General features: G+C 68.3%; 10 protein-coding genes. 9 read left to right on the top strand and 1 reads right to left on the bottom strand.

All coding sequences use genetic code 11. From position 1 onward, the window contains the following. Positions 1-13 precede the first annotated feature (13 nt). From AC1DP9_RS16910 to AC1DP9_RS16880, 7 genes are all read left to right on the top strand, one after another. A complete protein-coding gene (locus AC1DP9_RS16910) occupies positions 14-1,207 on the top strand; it encodes a lipid-transfer protein (protein WP_092297045.1) in 1,194 nt (397 codons plus the stop codon). A 28-nt stretch (positions 1,208-1,235) separates the two neighbouring features. Next, positions 1,236-1,679: a MaoC family dehydratase N-terminal domain-containing protein gene (locus tag AC1DP9_RS16905; protein ID WP_092297048.1), complete on the top strand. Its 444-nt coding sequence runs from the start codon at positions 1,236-1,238 to the stop codon at positions 1,677-1,679. 13 nt (positions 1,680-1,692) lie between these two features. After that, a complete protein-coding gene (locus AC1DP9_RS16900; RefSeq protein ID WP_092297051.1) occupies positions 1,693-2,112 on the top strand; it encodes a MaoC family dehydratase in 420 nt (139 codons plus the stop codon). A gap of 48 nt (positions 2,113-2,160) precedes the next feature. Beyond that, the gene (locus tag AC1DP9_RS16895) at positions 2,161-2,994 is read left to right on the top strand and encodes an SDR family NAD(P)-dependent oxidoreductase (protein WP_092297054.1); all 834 of its coding nucleotides are present in this window, start codon (positions 2,161-2,163) and stop codon (positions 2,992-2,994) included. Between the two features lie 84 nt (positions 2,995-3,078). Continuing rightward, a complete protein-coding gene (locus AC1DP9_RS16890; RefSeq protein WP_477107972.1) occupies positions 3,079-4,632 on the top strand; it encodes a long-chain-fatty-acid--CoA ligase in 1,554 nt (517 codons plus the stop codon). Positions 4,633-4,638: 6 nt separating this feature from the next. Then, positions 4,639-7,416 carry a helix-turn-helix transcriptional regulator gene (locus tag AC1DP9_RS16885; RefSeq protein WP_477107971.1) on the top strand — a complete coding sequence of 926 codons (2,778 nt, stop codon included), beginning with the start codon at positions 4,639-4,641 and terminating at the stop codon, positions 7,414-7,416. A gap of 55 nt (positions 7,417-7,471) precedes the next feature. Further along, on the top strand, positions 7,472-8,893 hold the full coding sequence (locus AC1DP9_RS16880) for an aldehyde dehydrogenase family protein (protein WP_092297062.1): 1,422 nt from the start codon (positions 7,472-7,474) through the stop codon (positions 8,891-8,893). A gap of 248 nt (positions 8,894-9,141) precedes the next feature. Here the strand turns inward: AC1DP9_RS16880 and AC1DP9_RS16875 are convergent, their stop codons facing one another. Further along, positions 9,142-9,345, bottom strand: a complete 204-nt coding sequence (locus AC1DP9_RS16875) for a cold-shock protein (protein WP_039009350.1) — start codon at positions 9,343-9,345, stop codon at positions 9,142-9,144. 851 nt (positions 9,346-10,196) lie between these two features. Here AC1DP9_RS16875 and AC1DP9_RS16870 point away from each other — a divergent pair. After that, positions 10,197-13,085, top strand: a complete 2,889-nt coding sequence (locus AC1DP9_RS16870) for a bifunctional glycoside hydrolase/polysaccharide deacetylase family protein (RefSeq protein WP_477107970.1) — start codon at positions 10,197-10,199, stop codon at positions 13,083-13,085. Next, entirely contained in the window at positions 13,048-17,190 is a 4,143-nt protein-coding gene (locus AC1DP9_RS16865) for a tetratricopeptide repeat protein (RefSeq protein ID WP_477107969.1), read from the top strand. Before AC1DP9_RS16870 ends, AC1DP9_RS16865 begins: the two co-directional genes overlap by 38 nt. Positions 17,191-17,200: the final 10 nt, after the last annotated feature.

Raw genomic sequence — 17,200 nt, 5'->3', positions numbered from 1 at the left:
AGGAGACAAGGCAATGTCAAAGCATGCAGTGGTAGCCGGGGTCGGCATGATCCCGTTCAAAAAGCCGGGTCAGAGCGAGTCGTACAGCGTGATGGGTGCCACGGCGGCGAAGCTGGCGCTCGAGGATGCGGGCCTGCCGTACGACAAGATCCAGCAGGCCTTCGTCGGCTACGTCTATGGCGATTCCACCTGCGGCCAGGCCGCGCTGTACAAGGTGGGCGTGACGGGCATTCCCATCGTCAACGTCAACAACAACTGCTCGACCGGCTCCAGCGCGCTGTTCCTGGCGCGCCAAGCCGTGGAGTCGGGCGCGGTGGAATGCGCGCTGGCGCTGGGCTTCGAATTCATGCAGCCGGGTGCGCTGAAGGGCAAGTGGGATGACCGCGAGGGTCCGCTCGATGGCTTCACCGCGATCGGCGGCCACCTGATCCAGGACGCCGTGGATGCCGGCGTACCGCGCGCGCTGACGCTGTTCGGCGGCGCCGGCCGCGAGCATATGGAGCAGTACGGCACCAAGCTGGAGACCTTCGCCCGGATCCGCGCCAAGGCCAGCCGTCACGCCGCCAACAACCCGCTCGCTGTGTTCCGCGACGTAGTGACGCCGGAAGACGTGATGAACGAGAAGGTGATGTGGCCGGGCGTGATGACGCGCTCGATGGCCTGCCCGCCGACGTGCGGCGCGGCCGCCGCCATCGTCTGTACCGAGGCCTTCGCGCGCAAGCACAACCTGCGGACCGACGTGCGCATCCTGGCGCAGTCGATGACCACCGACGTGCCGGACAGCTTCGCGCCGCCGTCGATGATCCGCCTGGTGGGCTTCCACATGGCGCAGAACGCCGCCAAGGCCGTCTACGAGCAGGCTGGCGTGAGCCCGTCCGATATCCAGGTCTGCGAGCTGCACGACTGCTTCGCGCACAACGAGCTGCTGACCTATGAGTCGCTCGGGTTCGCCAAGGTGGGCGAGGCCGAGAAGATGGTGATGGATGGCGACAACACCTACGGCGGCAAGGTCGTCACCAATCCGTCGGGCGGCCTGCTCTCCAAGGGCCATCCGCTGGGCGCGACGGGCCTGGCCCAGTGCTACGAACTGACCAACCAGCTGCGCGGCACGGCCGACAAGCGTCAGGTGGAGAACGTGCAGCTCGCGCTGCAGCACAACCTCGGCCTGGGCGGCGCCTGCGTGGTGACGCTCTACGGCCGCGGCTGAACCGTCCAATCGAAGAGGAGACAAGAACATGGCAGACAAGAGCATGATCGGGCTCGGCCTGGGCAAGGGCTCGATCGAGGTCGAGAAGGGGCGCCTGCGCTTCTTCGCCAAGGCCATCGGCGAGACCGATGCGATCTACACCGACGAAGCCGCCGCGCGGGATGCCGGGCATCCCACGCTGCCGGTGCCGCCGACCTTCCTGATGTGCCTGAACAGCGACGTCTCGGCAGGCGTGGACCGCATGGGCCTGCTGAAGCTGGACCTCGCGCGCATCCTGCACGCCGAGCAGGCGTTCGACTATCACCAGATGGCCTACGCCGGCGACACGCTGCATTTCGAAACCACCGTGACCGATGTGTACGACAAGAAGGGCGGCGCGCTGCACTTCGTGGTCAACACGACGCGTGTGACCAACCAACGTGGCGAGCACGTGGCCGACATGCGCGGCACGCTCGTGGAACGCCGTGGCTAAGGAGACAACGACCATGCAAGCCCCCCGTTTCAACGATGTGAAGGTTGGCGACCAACTCCCGCCGCTGGCCCTGCCGGCGATCAACCGCACCACGCTGGCGCTGTACTGCGGCGCCTCCGGCGACCACAACCCGATCCACATCGATCTCGACTTCGCCCGCAAGGCGCGCATGCCGGACGTGTTCGCGCACGGCATGCTCTCCGCCGCCTACCTGGGCCGCCTGCTGACCGGCTGGGTGCCGCAGACGCAGGTGCGCAACGTGGCCATCCGCTTCACCGGCATCACGCACCTGGGCAACCAGCCCACGTGCACCGGCGTGGTGACCGAGAAATTCGAGGCCGATGGCGAGCAGCGCGTGAAAGTGGCGCTGCGCTGCGCCAACCAGTATGGCGAGGACAAGCTGCTGGGCGAAGCCATCGTCGCCCTGAAGTAAGCCGGCTCCCCATCGCACCCCAGACGAATCGATACAGGAAGAACAGACATGAGCAAACTCGCAGGCAAGTCCGCCATCGTCACCGGCTCGGGCCGTGGCATTGGCCGTGAAGTGGCGCTGAAGCTGGCATCCGAAGGTGCCCGCGTGGTGGTGAACGACCTGGATGCCGATCCGGCCGCCGAAGTGGTGGAGCTGATCCGCGCGCAGGGTGGCGAAGCCGTGGCATGCGTCGGCAGCGTCACTGCCCCCGATTTCGCCGACCGCCTGGTCAAGACAGCCGTCGAGCACCACAAGGGCATCGACATCATCATCAACAATGCCGGCTACACCTGGGACAACGTCATCCAGAAGATGACCGATGAGCAGTGGTATGCCATCCTTGACTGCCACCTGACCGCGCCGTTCCGCATCCTGCGCGCCGCCCAGCCGGTGATCAGCGCGGCGGCCAAGGCCGAAGCGGCCGAGGGCCGCGAAGTGTTCCGCAAGATCGTCAATATCTCGTCCGGCGCGGCGGGCGGCAACCCGGGCCAGTCGAACTACTCGGCGGCCAAGGCCGGCATCCTGGGCATGACCAAGACCCTGGCCAAGGAATGGGGCCGCCTCAAGGTCAACGTGAACGCGGTGGCTTTCGGCCTGATCGAGACGCGCCTGACGCAGGCTCTGGCCGGCGACCAGAGCAAGACCGTCAACATCGAAGGCCGGGAGATCAAGGTCGGTGTGCAGCAGGCGATGCTCGACGGCGTAAGCCGCATGACGCCGCTGGGCCGCGCCGGCAAGCCGGAAGAGGCCGCTGGCGCCGTGTACCTGTTCTGCACGCCGGAGTCGAACTTCCTGTCCGGGCAGGTCGTCTACTGCGGTGGTGGCCCCGGCGGCAATTTCTAAGCCCGGCTGCACCCGGAAGACCCACAGAGCGGCCCGCCAAGAGGCCGCTACCGCCCCTCTCGGTTGGTGACGGAGACACATCCCATGTACATGACACAATCGCTGCACAGATCGTTGCAGCAACGGCCGGACAAGACGGCCGCGCGTTTCCAGGGCCGCAGCCAGACCTATGCCGAACTGGCCGATCGCGTGGCGCGGCTGGCCGGCGCGCTGAAAAAGCTCGGCGTGACCGACGGCGAGCGCGTGGCGATGTTCTCGCTCAATTCGGCCCGCTATATCGAGTACTACATGGCCGTGCCGTGGGCCGGCGCGGCGCTCAATCCGGTGAACACGCGCTGGAGCGCGGCCGAGATCCTGTATTCGTTCAATGACTCGGGCACCGCCGTCCTGATCGTCGACGACCCCTTCACGGTCGTCGCCCGCAAGGTGGCCGCCGAATGCCCGACGTTGCGCCACGTCATCTACGCCGGCGACGGTGAGACGCCCGAGGGCATGCTGAACTACGAGGCACTGGTCGCCGACAGCGAACCGGTGGAAGACGCCTACCGCCACGGCGACGACCTGGCCGGCATCTTCTACACGGGCGGTACCACAGGCTTCCCGAAGGGCGTGATGCTCAGCCACACGAACCTCGTTTCCTCGGCTTGCAACCAGCCGATGACGGGCACTTTCGACGAAACCATCGTGATGCTGCACGTCATGCCGATGTTCCACCTGGCGTGTTTCGCGGCGATCAACGCCGTCTTCCTGGTCGGTGGCACGCACGTGCCGATGACGGCTTTCGATCCGGGCCAGATGCTGGAGACCATTGCGCGCGACCGCGTGACCTCGGTGCTGCTGGCGCCGACCATGATCCAGATGGGGCTCGACTGGCGCGAACAGAATCCGCAGCGCTCGGCCGATCTCGACCTGTCGTCGCTCGGCCTGATCCGCTACGGCGCTTCGCCGATGACGCCCGCGCTGCTGGCCCGTACCCGGGCCGCGTTCCCGAACGCGCAGTTCGCGCAGGGCTATGGCATGACCGAATTGGCGCCAGTGGCCACGCTGCTCGGCCCCGAGTATCACAGCGAGGCCGCCCTGGCGAGCGGCAAGATGCACTCGGTGGGACGCCCCGCGCCGATGGTGGAAGTGAAGATCGTCGACCAGCAGGGCCGCGAGGTGCCGCGCGGCACGGTGGGGGAGATCGCCGTGCGCGGCCCCAACGTGATGCTCGGCTACTGGAACCAGCCGGAAGCGACCGCGGAGGCCGTGCGCAACGGCTGGATGCATACCGGCGACGGCGGCTACATGGACACGGACGGCTTCGTGTTCCTGGTCGACCGCATGAAGGACATGATCATCAGCGGTGGCGAGAACGTCTATTCCGCCGAGGTGGAGCGCGCGCTGGCGAGCCACCCGGCGGTGGCGCAAGTCGCCGTGATCGGCGTGCCGCACGAGAAGTGGGGCGAGTCCGTGCATGCGGTGGTGGTGCTGAAGGCGGGTGCGGAAGCCACGCTCGAGTCGATCCAGAACCATTGCCGGGAGCTGATCGCGGGGTACAAGATCCCGCGCAGCGCCGACTTCGTCGACGGCCTGCCGCTGTCCAGCGTCGGCAAGGTGCTCAAGAACGAGCTGCGCAAACGCCACTGGAAGTCGTAGACGTCGATGGTCGCGTCTCCCTGCATCCTGCCCAAGATCGTGCCGCCGCGCCCCGCAAGCGACGCGATCTCGCGCGATCGGCTGATCGGCCGGCTGCAGGCCGCCAGCGACCGCAAGCTGGTGCTGCTCACGGGCGGCGCCGGCTTCGGCAAGACGACGCTGATGGCGCAGTGGCGCCAGCGGCTCGACAAGGCCGGCGCGCGCGTGGCCTGGCTCACGCTGGCCATGCAGGATGGTGCATTGCCGACGTTCCGCACCATCCTGGCCGGGGCGCTCGGGCACGCGGGCCTCGCCATCGAGGCTGGCGAGGGCGGGGAGGGTGGGGAGGGCGGGGAGGGCAGCGAGGCGTTGATCGCGTCGCTGCTGGAAGTGCTCGCGCGCACGCCGGCCGACCTGTACCTGATGATCGACGATTTCCATCATGTGCAGGACCCCGCCACGCTGACGCTGGTGCAGGCGTTGACCGACGCCATCCTGCCCGGCCTGCATCTGGTGATCGCCTCGCGCACCGTGCCTGCGCTGCGGCTCGGGCGCCTGCGGGCCATGGAAGAGTTCGTGGAAATCGACGGGGCCGAACTGACGTTCGACTTCGACGAGACGGCGGCTTTCCTGACGGCGCGTGCCGGCGTGCCGGCCAATGCCGAGGTGGCGCGGCAGGTGCACGAGATTACCGAAGGCTGGCCGGTGGGCGTACGGCTGGCGGGCCGCACGCGCGACGCCGCCTGCGATAGCGCCGGCGATATGCCGGCCCGCGTGGGCGACGGCGGCAACCTGGAGGCTTACCTGTCGGAGGAGGTCATCGACGAACTGCCGGCCGAGTTGCTCGACTTCATGCTGCATGTGTCGGTGCTGCGCAGCTTCCAGGCTGACCTCGCGGCATTCGTCACCAGCCGCGACGATGCCGCGACCCTGATCGACCAGATTCTGGGGCGCCACGTGTTCCTGCGGCGCGTGGACCGCCGCGACGATCTGGCGTGGTATCGCTTCCATCCGATGTTCGTCGCCTACCTGGACAAGCGCCGGGCGCAGGCGGGCATCGACCCGAAGCCACTGCACCGCCGCGCGGCGCTCTGGTTTGTGCAGCAGGGGCGGTTCGCCGACGCGATGCGCAGCGCCGCGCTCTGCGACGACCTGGAGCTTGCCACGCAGCTGGTCGATGGCGGGCTGCCGCCGGCGCATTCGCTGGCGCACCTCGGCGTGGTGGCGCGCTGGACCGAAAGCGTAGGCGGCAACCGCATGGCGGCCCATCCGCGCCTGTTGCGCATGGGCGCGTGGGCGTCCGCGCTGACCGCGCGCATGGACCTTGCCGAACGCTGGCTCACGCGTCTGGAGACCACGGCGGAAGCCGACGGCCTGGCCGAAGACCCCATCGAGCTGCGCCATCGGCTGCTGCTGCGCGCCGTGCTGGCCACCCATGGCGACGACGAGCCCAGCGCGCGCGCCGCCTTGCAGGGGCTGGATGCGATCCCGGCGCGGTCGCTGCCGGGTGGGCTGGAGGATGTTGAACTGGCGGTGCGCCTGCACTGGCTCTCGGCACAGGGCCACCATCTGGCGGCGCGCTGCCTGTACAGCGCCCCGGCGGCACGCGCCACGCGCACCGGCCGTGGCGAGCTGGCGCTGGTGGCGGCGGCCGCGGCGGCCAACGTGGCGATGCGCGAAGGCAACGCGCTCGAGGCGGAGCGCATCGGCGCCGCCGCGCTGCGCCGCGCGCGGACCATCCACGGCAGTGGGGCGCTCTGCGCGACCCTTTGCGCCGGCGTGGTGGCGCAGGCATGGTTCGAACTCGACCGCCTGGACGAGGCGTACGCCGCGCTGGCGGCGTGCCGGGTGCGCCTGCGCGGGGCCTCGGCGGAACTGCAGGTACGCGCCGCGCGCGTCTTCGGCCGCATCCAGGCCCTGCGCGAGGCCCCGCAGGATGCGCTCGCCTATTTCACGCGCGCGGAGGCGCATTTCCGGGCGACGGGCATGGATCGCGGCGTGGTGGCAATGGTCGCCGAACAGCAGCGGCTGGTGCTGTCCTATGGCGACCGCCGTCACGCGCAGGCCCTGCAGGCGGTGCTCGACGGCTACGCGGCACGGCATCCGGGCGATGGCATTCACGATGTGGAGATTGGCGCGACGGCGGCGTTGGGACGCGCGCGGCTGGCGCTGGCGCAGGACGCTCCGCAGGAGGCGCTGTCCGCGCTGGAGACGCTGCGACGGTTTGCTGCCGGGCGCGGGTGCGAGCGCCTGCAGGCCGTGGCCGACCTGCTACAAGCCCGCGCGCTTGAAGCGCTGGGCCGCAGCGCACAGGCCCAGGCTTGCGCGCAGTCGGCCGTGGCCACGTGCTACCGGCTCGGGCTCCATCGCACCTTGATCGAGGAGGGCGCCGGCCTGCACCCGATGCTGCTGCGCGCCGCCACGCATGGTGGCGCGGCGCTGGTCGACCATGTGCGCGCGCTGCTGGGCGAGTCGGGCGGTGTCTCGGCGCCAGCCATGGCCCCCGCGCCCGTTTCGACCGTTTCGACAGTTTCGACCGTTTCGACCGCTTTGCCCGCCTCACCCCCGCCGGCACCCGCCGCGCCGGTGCGCACCATCGCCGCCACGCCGGGACTCACCCGGCGCGAACAGGAGGTGCTTGCGCTGCTCGAACAGTCCATGTCGAACAAGCGGATTGCGCTGACGCTGAACATCAGCGTGCAGACGGTCAAGTGGAACCTCAAGAAGATCTTCGTCAAGCTGCAGGTGACCAGCCGCTACGAAGCCATCGTCGCGGCCCGCAAGCTCGCCACCTGCGAGCAGTGAGCCGGGCATCCTCGTTTCAAACACCCGAAGTCCAACCCTCAGGGAGACACAGCGCATGTATCAGCTCGACCATTTCTATATTGGCGGCCAATGGGTGGCGCCAGCGGCGGGCGCCGGCCGCTTCGACATCGTCAATCCGGCCACCGAGGCGGTGATTGGCCACGTGGCCATGGGCGGCGCGGCCGATGTCGATGCCGCCGTGGCGGCGGCCCGGGCGGCCTTCCCGGCCTGGTCGGCCACCACCCGCGAAGCCCGCGTGGACGTGCTGACGCGGCTGATCGCGCTGTACAAGACGCGCATGGACGATATCGCGCTGGCCATCCACCACGAGATTGGCGCGCCGCAATGGCTGTGCAAGGTCAAGCAGGCGCCGCTCGGCCTGCAGATGCTGGAGTCGGCGCTGGCCGCGCTGAAGGAAGCGGATTTCACGCGGCAGCTGGGCGGCACCGAGGTGGTCAGCGAGCCGATTGGCGTGGCCGCGCTGATCACGCCGTGGAACTGGCCGGTGACGACGATCGCCACCAAGGTGGGTTCGGCGCTGGCGGCGGGGTGCACAGTGGTGCTGAAGCCGTCGGAGCTGGCGCCGCTCGATGCGCGGATCTTCGCCGAGATCGTGCACGCAGCCGAGGTGCCGGCGGGGGTCTTCAATATGGTCTATGGCGATGGGCCGACGGTCGGCGCGGCGCTGTCGCGCCATCATGACGTCGATGTGATCTCGATTACAGGCTCCACGCGGGCCGGGATCGAGGTGGCGGCGGCTGCCGCCGGCACGGTCAAGCGCGTGCTCCAGGAGTTGGGCGGCAAGTCGGCCAACGTGATTCTGGACGATGCGGACCTGCGCGCGGCGGTCTCGGACGGCGTGATCAGCTGCATGATCAACTCCGGCCAGACCTGCGTGGCGCCTACGCGTATGCTGGTGCCGCGCCATCTGCACGAGCAGGTCGTGGCCATCGCGGGGGCCACGGTCGCCGCGCTGAAGGTGGGCGACCCGACGCAGCCCGACAGCAAGGTCGGTTCGATGGCCAACCGGGCCCAGTTCGAGAAGGTCCAGCGCCTGATCGGCATTGGCATCGAGGAGGGCGGGCAGGTGGTGGCGGGGGGTGTCGGCCGGCCCGAAGGGCTGGCGTCGGGCTATTTCGTGCGGCCGACCGTCTTCGCCAACGTCCGCAACGACGCCACCGTGGCGCGCGAGGAGATCTTCGGCCCGGTGCTGGCGATCATTCCTTATGACTCGGAGGAAGAGGCGATTGCCATCGCCAACGACACCGAATATGGGCTCGCCGCCTATGTCTGGTCGGGCGATCCGGCCCGGGCGCGCCGCGTGGCGGGACGTCTGCAGGCTGGCATGGTGCGGATCAACGGCGCCCAGCCGCACAGCGGCGCGCCATTCGGCGGATACAAACGGTCTGGCAATGGCCGCGAGTTCGGCAGCTACGGGCTGGCTGAATATATGGAAGTCAAGGCCATCGCGGCCTGACCGGCGCCTGCTCCGGGTCTGGCGCCGGCTGGCGTCGGGCCCGATCTGAGACAGGAGGCGCCGAAGATTTCTGTCCCGGCAATGCGCGTAGTCATTCCCGCGACATGGAATATGGGTATACGAGAACTAAAACAGATGCCCCGGGAAACGTTCCCAAAGCCATACATTATCAAGACTGCAAAAAGCAGAAAGCCCCGCCAGTGGCGGGGCTTCCCAGGCAAGATATTGCCGGGCGCTTCAGGCGGTTATCAAACTGCCTGAATCTTCGTGGCCTGTTCGCCCTTCTGGCCCATTGCCTTGACGTAGCGGACCTTCTGGCCTTCCTTCAGCGACTTGAAGCCATTGCCTTCAATCGCCGAGAAATGCGCGAACAGGTCGTTGCCGCCTGCGTCCGGGGTGATGAAGCCGAAGCCCTTGGCGTCGTTGAACCACTTAACGGTACCGGTTTCCATATATCTTTCCAACCTTGAATTTCAGATGAGCGTAATCGCCCGACGAGGCATGATCTTCGCAACAGCCCGCGTCGAAAAATTCGTTAGAGGGCAGTGCGCATGCGAGGACCCATTCTGCCGGTTTTTTTTCGCGTGTCAATCGGACTAAGCCCCTAACGGTATTTCGGCATGCAAACAGCAGATATTAGAGTTTTCTACATCGAACACGGTTTTGTCTGACATCTCAACACCTTGGACGATGGTAAGACAGGGTTATCCGCATACCGAGTATCGATAGTCGGTACGAATTCGCGCGATTCCGTTCCGCCGGGCAGTTCGGTGGCCCCCTTCCCGCCATGGCGCCGAATGCTTCAAACTCCTGTACTCCATATGGACTATGGCATTTGGCGGAGGATGCCACGACAATTGCCGCCAATAGAAAACAACGTCGTCTGGACACCAGGCGGCGCGCGCCCAAGGCGCAATTTGAACGTAGAACGGGGATTTTCATGTCAATCGAGCCATAGCCTGGCCGACCGGACGTGCATGCGCGCGTCGCCAGGGTCGGCCTGCCTCGGTCCCTATCGGCCCATATCCGGGCTGGACGGACTCCCGCCACAATTTTTCACAATCCATTCCCAGCGAATGCCCTAGCATCGCCCCTTGCCCGGCACATTAGGGAAAATCCCGTATCGATGGCCACGGGGACGGGCATCGCGCGGGCAGCGCCGCCAACGGCGCGCCCAAGGCATAACAGAAGAAGCGGATAACAGCCAGTGAAGCAAGTGCAACGTTCAATCCGGGGACTTTTCGGCCATGCCGGCGATGCCAGCCAGGCGCCGTCGCGGGCTACCGCCCCATGGCAACGCGCCATGGCGGTCGTGGCGGTGCTGGCGTCCGCGCTCGGCGTGGTGCTGGGCACGCTGACGCCTTCGACGGCGGTTCAGGCCCAGCCGGCGGCCGATCTGGCCCGGCCGGCCGCGCCCAACGTCGCCTTCCATTACGGCAGCAAGCCCCCCGTGGACGCCCTGCAGGCCTTCGACGTGGCCGTGGTGGAGCCCGACAGCGGCTTCGACCCGCGCCGCGTCTCCACGCCGCAGACGGCGTGGTTCGCCTACGTGAGCCTGGGCGAGGTGCTGCCCAGCCGGGCCTACTTCCCGGACATCCCCAAGAACTGGCTGGTGGGCAGCAACGACGCCTGGCAGGCACGCGTGGTCGACCAGGCCGCCGACGGCTGGCCGGCATTCTATGTCGACAAGGTCATCGCCCCGCTGTGGGAGCGCGGCTATCGCGGCTTCTTCCTCGATACGATGGATTCCTATCACCTCGTGGCCAAGACCGACGCAGAGCGCGCCCGGCAGGAAGCCGGCATGGTGCGTGTGATCCAGGCCATCAAGGCCCGCTACCCCGAGGCCCGGCTGCTGTTCAACCGGGGCTTCGAGATCCTGCCGCAGGTCCACAGCCTGGTCTACGGCGTGGTGTTCGAATCGCTGTTCCGGGGCTGGAACCAGGCGCAGGGCCGCTATACGGAAGTCAGCCAGCAGGACCGCGACTGGCTGCTGGCACAGGCCCGCGTCATCCGCGAGCAGTACAAGCTGCCGGTCATTTCCATCGATTACTGCCCGCCGGCCGACCGCCGCTGCGCGCGTGACACCGCGCGCCGCATCCGCGCGCTCGGCATCACGCCGTATGTCACCGATTCCGGCTTGCAGACCGTGGGCGTCGGCCAGATCGAGGTCATGCCGCGCCGCGTGCTGGTGGTGCAGGAGAGCGAGCCCGGCGTGGCCATCGACAACACGGAAGGTGTGCGTTTTGTCTCCATGCCGATCAATTACCTGGGCTACCGGGTGGACTTCGCCGAGACGCGCGATCCGTTGCCCGAGATCGGCCCGGACCGCTATGCTGGCGTGGTGGTCTGGTCCAACGGCTATTTCACCCAGCAGCCCGGCCGTTTCCTGGCCTGGGTGGAGAAGCAGATCGCCCAGGGTGTGCCCGTGGTCTTCATGAACGGCTTCGGCGCTCCCGTGGCCGGCTCGCTGGCGCGCACGCTGGGGCTCAAGCCGGTGAAGGGGCGCGTTTCCGGGCCGGTGTCGATTGTGTCGAAGGACCCGATGGTGGGCTTCGAGATGCCGGTCGCCCCGGACCGCACGGAGGCCGTGCCGGTGCAGGTGCAGGACGGCGCCGCCAACACGCGGTCGCTGCTGCGCATGCGATCGGGCACGCTGACCTTCGACGCCGCTGCCATCACGCCATGGGGCGGATACGTCACAGGCCCATACGCGGTGCGCCAGAACGTGGCGACCGACCAGGACCGCTGGACCATCCAGCCGCTCCAGTTCCTGCGCGAGGCGCTGCGCCTGCCGCAGATGCCCGTCCCCGATTCCACGACGGAGAGTGGCCGCCGCCTGCTGACCATCCATATCGATGGCGACGGCTTTGCCTCCAAGGCCGAGATCCCCGGCGGCGGTTTTTCGGGCGAGGTGCTGTTCCGCGAGATCTTCGACAAATACCGCCTGCCGATGACGATGTCCGTGATCGAGGGCGAGGTGGGCAAGTCGGGCATGTACCCGAAGCTGACGGCCGAGCTGGAGCCGATCGCCCGCAAGATCTTCGCCCAGCCCTACGTGGAAGTGGCCAGCCACACCTACTCGCACCCGTTCGAGTGGGGCCGCACCGTGCCCGGTCACGAGAACGACGCCCGGATCCAGGAGGGCGACGAGGCCTATCACCTGGCGATTCCCGGCTACAAGATGGACCTGAACCGCGAGATCGGCGGGTCGATCGACTATATCAACAAGGTGCTGGCGCCCCCGGGCAAGCCGGTGAAGATGGTGCTGTGGCCCGGCGACTGCCAGGCCCCGCCCGAGGCGCTCAAGCTGACCGAGCAGGCCGGCGTGCTGAACATGAATGGTGGCGACACCATGATCACGCGCAGCAACCCGAGCTGGACCGCCATTGCGCCGCTGGGCATCCACAAGGCCGACAACACCTTCCAGGTCTTTGCGACCAACCAGAACGAGAACATCTACACCAACCTGTGGCACGGCCCGTACTACGGCTTCGAGCGCGTGATCGAGACCTACGAGCTGACCGAGAAGCCGTACCGCTTCAAGGCCGTGAACATCTACTACCACAGCTATTCGGGCACCAAGGTGGCGTCGCTGCGGGCGCTGCGCAAGGTCTATGACTACGTGCTCACGCAGCCGCTGCTGCCGATCCATTCCACTGACTACGTGCTCAAGGTCATCGACTGGCAGGGCATGGCCGTGGCGCGCGAGCTGGGCGAGGGCGCGAATGGTGAGAATGGTGAGATGGGCGCGCCGGCCGCCGGGGCCTGGGTGGTGCGGGGCGATGGCAACCTGCGCAACCTGCGCTGGAACGGCACGGGCGTGCCGGACGTGGCCACCGCGCGCGGCGTGACCGGCTCGTCGCCGGCGCCGGGCGGCGGTACCTACGTCCACCTCGACGGCGGCAATGCACGCTTTCAGATCGTGCCGGCCGCCACGCGCGCCGTGCCCGAGATCCCCGAGGCCAACGGCCTGGTGCGAGACTGGCAGCGCGACGGCCAGGTCACGCGCTTCCGTTTCAGCGGCTACTACAAGCCCTTCTTCCGGCTGGCCAATGCCGGCCAGTGCAGTGTGACGGTCGACGGCAAGCCCGTCGCCGGTGTGCGCGAGCGCAACACACTGCGTATCGATACCCCCGCGGTGAATGATCCGATCCATGTCCAGCAACAAGTCGAAGTCCGCTGCGCCGGCTGAGCGCGAGCGGCTGTTGCCGCCCGCGCTGGTCCTGACCTTCACCGCCATGGTGGGGGTGGGACTCGCGCTGATGTTCCCGCGTGAAACGCTGCGCGAGCGCCTGCTCGGCCAGGGCCGCACCGTCGACGGCCTGACCGTGGCCTACCTCGAGGCGTGGTCGCGCGTGGCCCCCAACGACACCAGTTTCATGGGTGTGCTGGCGGAGCAGTACGCCCGCAGCGGCCGGCTCGACGACGCCGAGGCCATGCTCGCCCGCATGCAGGCGGTGCAGGGCGCGGACCTGAGCGGCCCGATCCTGCGCACCCGGATCGAGATCTCCCAGCAGCGCGCCTACGCGGCGCTGCCGGAGACGCCCGAGCGCGCGCGGCGGCTGGCGACGATGAACGACCTGCTGAAGGACGCCACCACGCCGGCGCAGATGCGCAAGTGGTCGCTCGCCGATCTGCAGGCGCTGGCCACGCAGTCGCGCCAGATCGGTGCGGCGGACCCGGCCGGCAAGCTGTTCCGCGAACTGGCCGTGCGTGACCCCGGCAACGCTGACTTCTACAACAAGCAGCTCGCCGGCATCGCGCTGGCCGGCGGCAACTATCGCGACTCCGCCCAGGCGCTGTTCGACGCCCAGGCGCGCGCCAAGAACCTGTACGAGCAGCGCACGCTGTTCCTGCAGGCGCTGCAGACGCTGCAATCGGGCAACCTGCTCGACGAAGCGCTGGCGGAAGCCGAGCGCCGCGGCGGCAAGCTGCTCGATGATGCCGAAGTGCTGCGCTACCTGACCAAGCTGGCGCTGGCGGCGGGCAAGCCCGAGGTGGCGGCGAAGTACGTGGAGCGGCTGCTGAAGCTGTCGGCCAACAAGCCGATGGGCGCGACGCTGCTCGCGCAGGCCCATCTGCGCCGTGTCTCCGACACCGAACCGTGGCTGGCCCGCGAGGTGGTGTTCCTCGACGGCCCGCGCGGCGTGAAGCTGCGCGACAAGCTGGCGGCAGCCGGCGAACTCGGCGTGCGCCACGTGGCGGACACCGGCAATGTCTCGCAGGCCGACGCCCAGGCGGCGGCCAAGGCCGAAGTGGCGGCTGCGGCAGCCGAAGGCAAGGCGTTCAATGCCGACGACTACGATCTCGCCTATCGCGTGTTCCTGGCCGCCGGCAAGCTCGACCAGGCGCAGCGCGTGGCGCAGACCGCCGTGCAGAAGCTGCCGAACGAGCCGGTCTGGCGTGAGCGGCTGGCGCAGGTGGCCGAATGGAACCGCCAGCCGATGATCGCGCTGCAAAGCTGGCTCCAGTACGCCCAGGCCACCAACGACGAGCGCGCGTGGAACAACGTCATGCGGCTGGCCCCGGGCCTGTCCGACGACCGCGCCTATCTGGCGGCGCTGCGGCATCGCGCCGGCGGCGGCGACCTGAAGACCATCGACGAAGTGGTGGCTGCCTACGAGCGGCTGGGCGAGCCCGAGGCCGGCATGGCCTTCCTCGATTCCCTCAGCAGCGGCCCGCACGCCCGCGAGGTGATGGAGCGTAACGCGCAGCTGGCCGAGCGCGCAGGCCGCGACGGCCGTGCCTTCGAGCTGTACGGCCAGCTGCAACAGCGCTTCGGCCCCCGGCCCGAGTACGCGCTCAAGCGCGCCAATATGCTCTACGTGGGTGGCCGGCTGACGCAGGCCATGGACGCGATGCTGCCCGCGCGCGCCAAGGCCGGCCCGCGCGACCTGCTGTACTGGCGCACCTACACGGACCTCGCGCGGCTGACGCAGCGCGACGACCTGCTCGCGGACGGCTACCGCCAGATGATGATCGCGGTCAGCAACACGCACGACGACCATTGCATGACGATGCCGCCCGGCGCCGCGCGCAACGACTGTCTGGCCGAAGTGCGCGATACCGAGGAAGCCGATTTCTCGAACCTGATCCAGTACTACGACAAGACGCCGATCGATGCCGGCCGGATTGCCGAGGCCGGCTGGCGCAAGGGCGGCAAGCGCGAGCAGCTCGAACTGGCTATCTATTACTACACGCGCGCCCATGCCTACGTGCGCGTGGAGCGGCTGTTCGCCAGCCTGACGCCGGAGCAGAAGCGCGACGCCGAAGGATCGGCCACGTTCCTGATGCGCCGCGCCGAATACTGGCGCCTGACCGGCGACCGCGAGCACGCGCTGGCCGACCTGCGCCACGCGGTGGGCCAGCCCGATGCGGACAGCGAGACCTTCGCCGCGCTGCTGTGGGCGCTGGTCGACATGGGCACGGACAGCGAAGTGCGCGCCGTGATGCTGCGCCTGAAGCCCGAGGCCGAGGACGATCCCGGTCTCTGGGGCGCCTACGCCGCCGGCGCCATGCGCTTCCAGGACGGCCGCACGGCGCTGCACTACCTGCACAAGATCCAGATGGGCAAGAGCGCCGATCCGCTCTGGCTGGGGCTGCTGGCCGATGCGTACGAGGCCATCGGCCAGACGCAGATGGCGTGGCGCATCCGCAAGCAGGCGTGGATCGACCTTCACAAAGCGTGGTCGCCTGCCGGGCTGCAGGGTGCCGATGCACCGCAGGCCGGCGAGGAGGACGACGCGGCCACTGACCCCGAAGACGAGGAAAACGCGCAGGGCGCCCCGGCGCGCGCGGACCTGCGCCGCCAGACGGTGGCGCTCGGCCAGGTGTTCGCGTCGGGCGATGTCTCGCGCAGCCTCGTCATCGAAATGCTGCGCCGCGACCGCGCGGAAGTGGCTGCGCGCCGTCAGTCGCCGGGGGATCTGCCGTCGGTCACCGGTGCGTCGAAGCTAGGCGAGGTGCCGGGCCTGCCGCCGCTGGTGGTGGCGCCGCCGGCCGAACTGACCGAGCGCGAGCGCCGTCGCCAGAGCCTGATCTCGGCCGCCAGCCGCGAGGTGGCGCTAGCCTGGGCGATGTCGTCGGAGTCGAACGAGCTGGCCCGCGCGTGGCTGGCGCGGCAGTACGTCAAGACGCTCCAGCGGCCGGCGTACGCCGAAGTGTCGATCGCGCTCGACAACAACGACCTGAACGCGCTGGACCGCATCATGGAGCGCCAGGCGGGCCGCGTGCCCGTGGCGAGCCAGATCGAGGCCAATCGCCAGCTTGACCGCATCTCGGCCGCGCAGACCCAGGCGTTCGAGACCCAGGAGCTGGCCCGCACCGACGACACCCTGCAGGAGACCCTGCAGGATGCGCTGCTGTTCAACGCGCAGGCCATCGAGCCGCGCGTGACCTTCCAGCACCAGAAGCCGCTCGAATACTTCGAATACAGCCTGGGCGCCGGTGCCCGGCTGTGGGACGGCTACGCGGTGGGCCTGCGCGGCGTGTTCCGCGACCAGCGCAGCACCGATCCGACCCAGCTGGCCAACGTGCCGGCGGGCGACCGCCGCGCCGAGCTGACGCTGGACTACCGCGACTCGCAGAAGCGCTGGCTGGTAGGCGTGGGCCGCCGCGACGGCCTGGAGAGCTTCACCACCGCGCGCATGACCGGCCAGTGGAATCTGGAAAGCCGGGTGTCGTTCACGACGCTGGCCGGCTACAACCAGCAGGCCGACGAATCGTCGCAACTGCGCGTGGGCGGCATGAAGGATGTGCTGGGCGCCGGCGCCACGTGGCGGCTGGGCCTGCGCGAGTTCATCAGCGGACGCTTCGAATACAGCCATTTCTATGGCCAGGACCGCAGCGCGCTGGGCCATGGCCTGCTGTTCGACGTGGAGGCCGGCTACCGCATCCGCACGCAGTATCCGGACTACACGGTGCGCGCCGTGGCCACGCGCGGCATCTACACCCGCAACAGCGGCACGCTCACGCCGGCCCTGCAGCGGCTGATGCCGGCCGATGACGACGAGGCGAACACCGCGTTCTACATGCCGCAGAGCTTCACGCAGACCGGCGTGCTGTTCGGCTTCGGCACCGATCTGCTCGCCGAATACACGCGCAAGTGGCGGCCGTTCGCGGAGGTGGGGGCGCTGTACGACTCGCGCGCCGGCCACAACTTCCACGGGCAGGCAGGCCTGGCCGGGTCGGTGTTCGGCAACGACCACCTGGCGCTGTATATCTCGCACGACACCGCGGCCCGCACCAGCGGGACGCCGCTGACCGAGGTCGGCCTGCGCTATCGCTGGCTGTACTGACGATTGACGA

The sequence above is a fragment of the Cupriavidus sp. 01L43 genome (assembly GCF_056399925.1).
Note: the sequence above shows the minus strand (reverse complement) of the source record. Positions and strands in the feature narration are given on the sequence as shown.

Excerpts from the sequence above, each read along its gene's own strand:
- AC1DP9_RS16900 (WP_092297051.1), top strand. The coding sequence starts at position 1,693 with ATGCAAGCCCCCCGTTTCAACGATGTGAAGGTTGGCGACCAACTCCCG.
- AC1DP9_RS16905 (WP_092297048.1), top strand. The coding sequence starts at position 1,236 with ATGGCAGACAAGAGCATGATCGGGCTCGGCCTGGGCAAGGGCTCGATC.
- AC1DP9_RS16865 (WP_477107969.1), top strand. The coding sequence starts at position 13,048 with ATGTCCAGCAACAAGTCGAAGTCCGCTGCGCCGGCTGAGCGCGAGCGG.
- AC1DP9_RS16875 (WP_039009350.1), bottom strand. The coding sequence starts at position 9,345 with ATGGAAACCGGTACCGTTAAGTGGTTCAACGACGCCAAGGGCTTCGGC.
- AC1DP9_RS16895 (WP_092297054.1), top strand. The coding sequence starts at position 2,161 with ATGAGCAAACTCGCAGGCAAGTCCGCCATCGTCACCGGCTCGGGCCGT.
- AC1DP9_RS16885 (WP_477107971.1), top strand. The coding sequence starts at position 4,639 with ATGGTCGCGTCTCCCTGCATCCTGCCCAAGATCGTGCCGCCGCGCCCC.
- AC1DP9_RS16880 (WP_092297062.1), top strand. The coding sequence starts at position 7,472 with ATGTATCAGCTCGACCATTTCTATATTGGCGGCCAATGGGTGGCGCCA.
- AC1DP9_RS16870 (WP_477107970.1), top strand. The coding sequence starts at position 10,197 with ATGGCGGTCGTGGCGGTGCTGGCGTCCGCGCTCGGCGTGGTGCTGGGC.
- AC1DP9_RS16910 (WP_092297045.1), top strand. The coding sequence starts at position 14 with ATGTCAAAGCATGCAGTGGTAGCCGGGGTCGGCATGATCCCGTTCAAA.
- AC1DP9_RS16890 (WP_477107972.1), top strand. The coding sequence starts at position 3,079 with ATGTACATGACACAATCGCTGCACAGATCGTTGCAGCAACGGCCGGAC.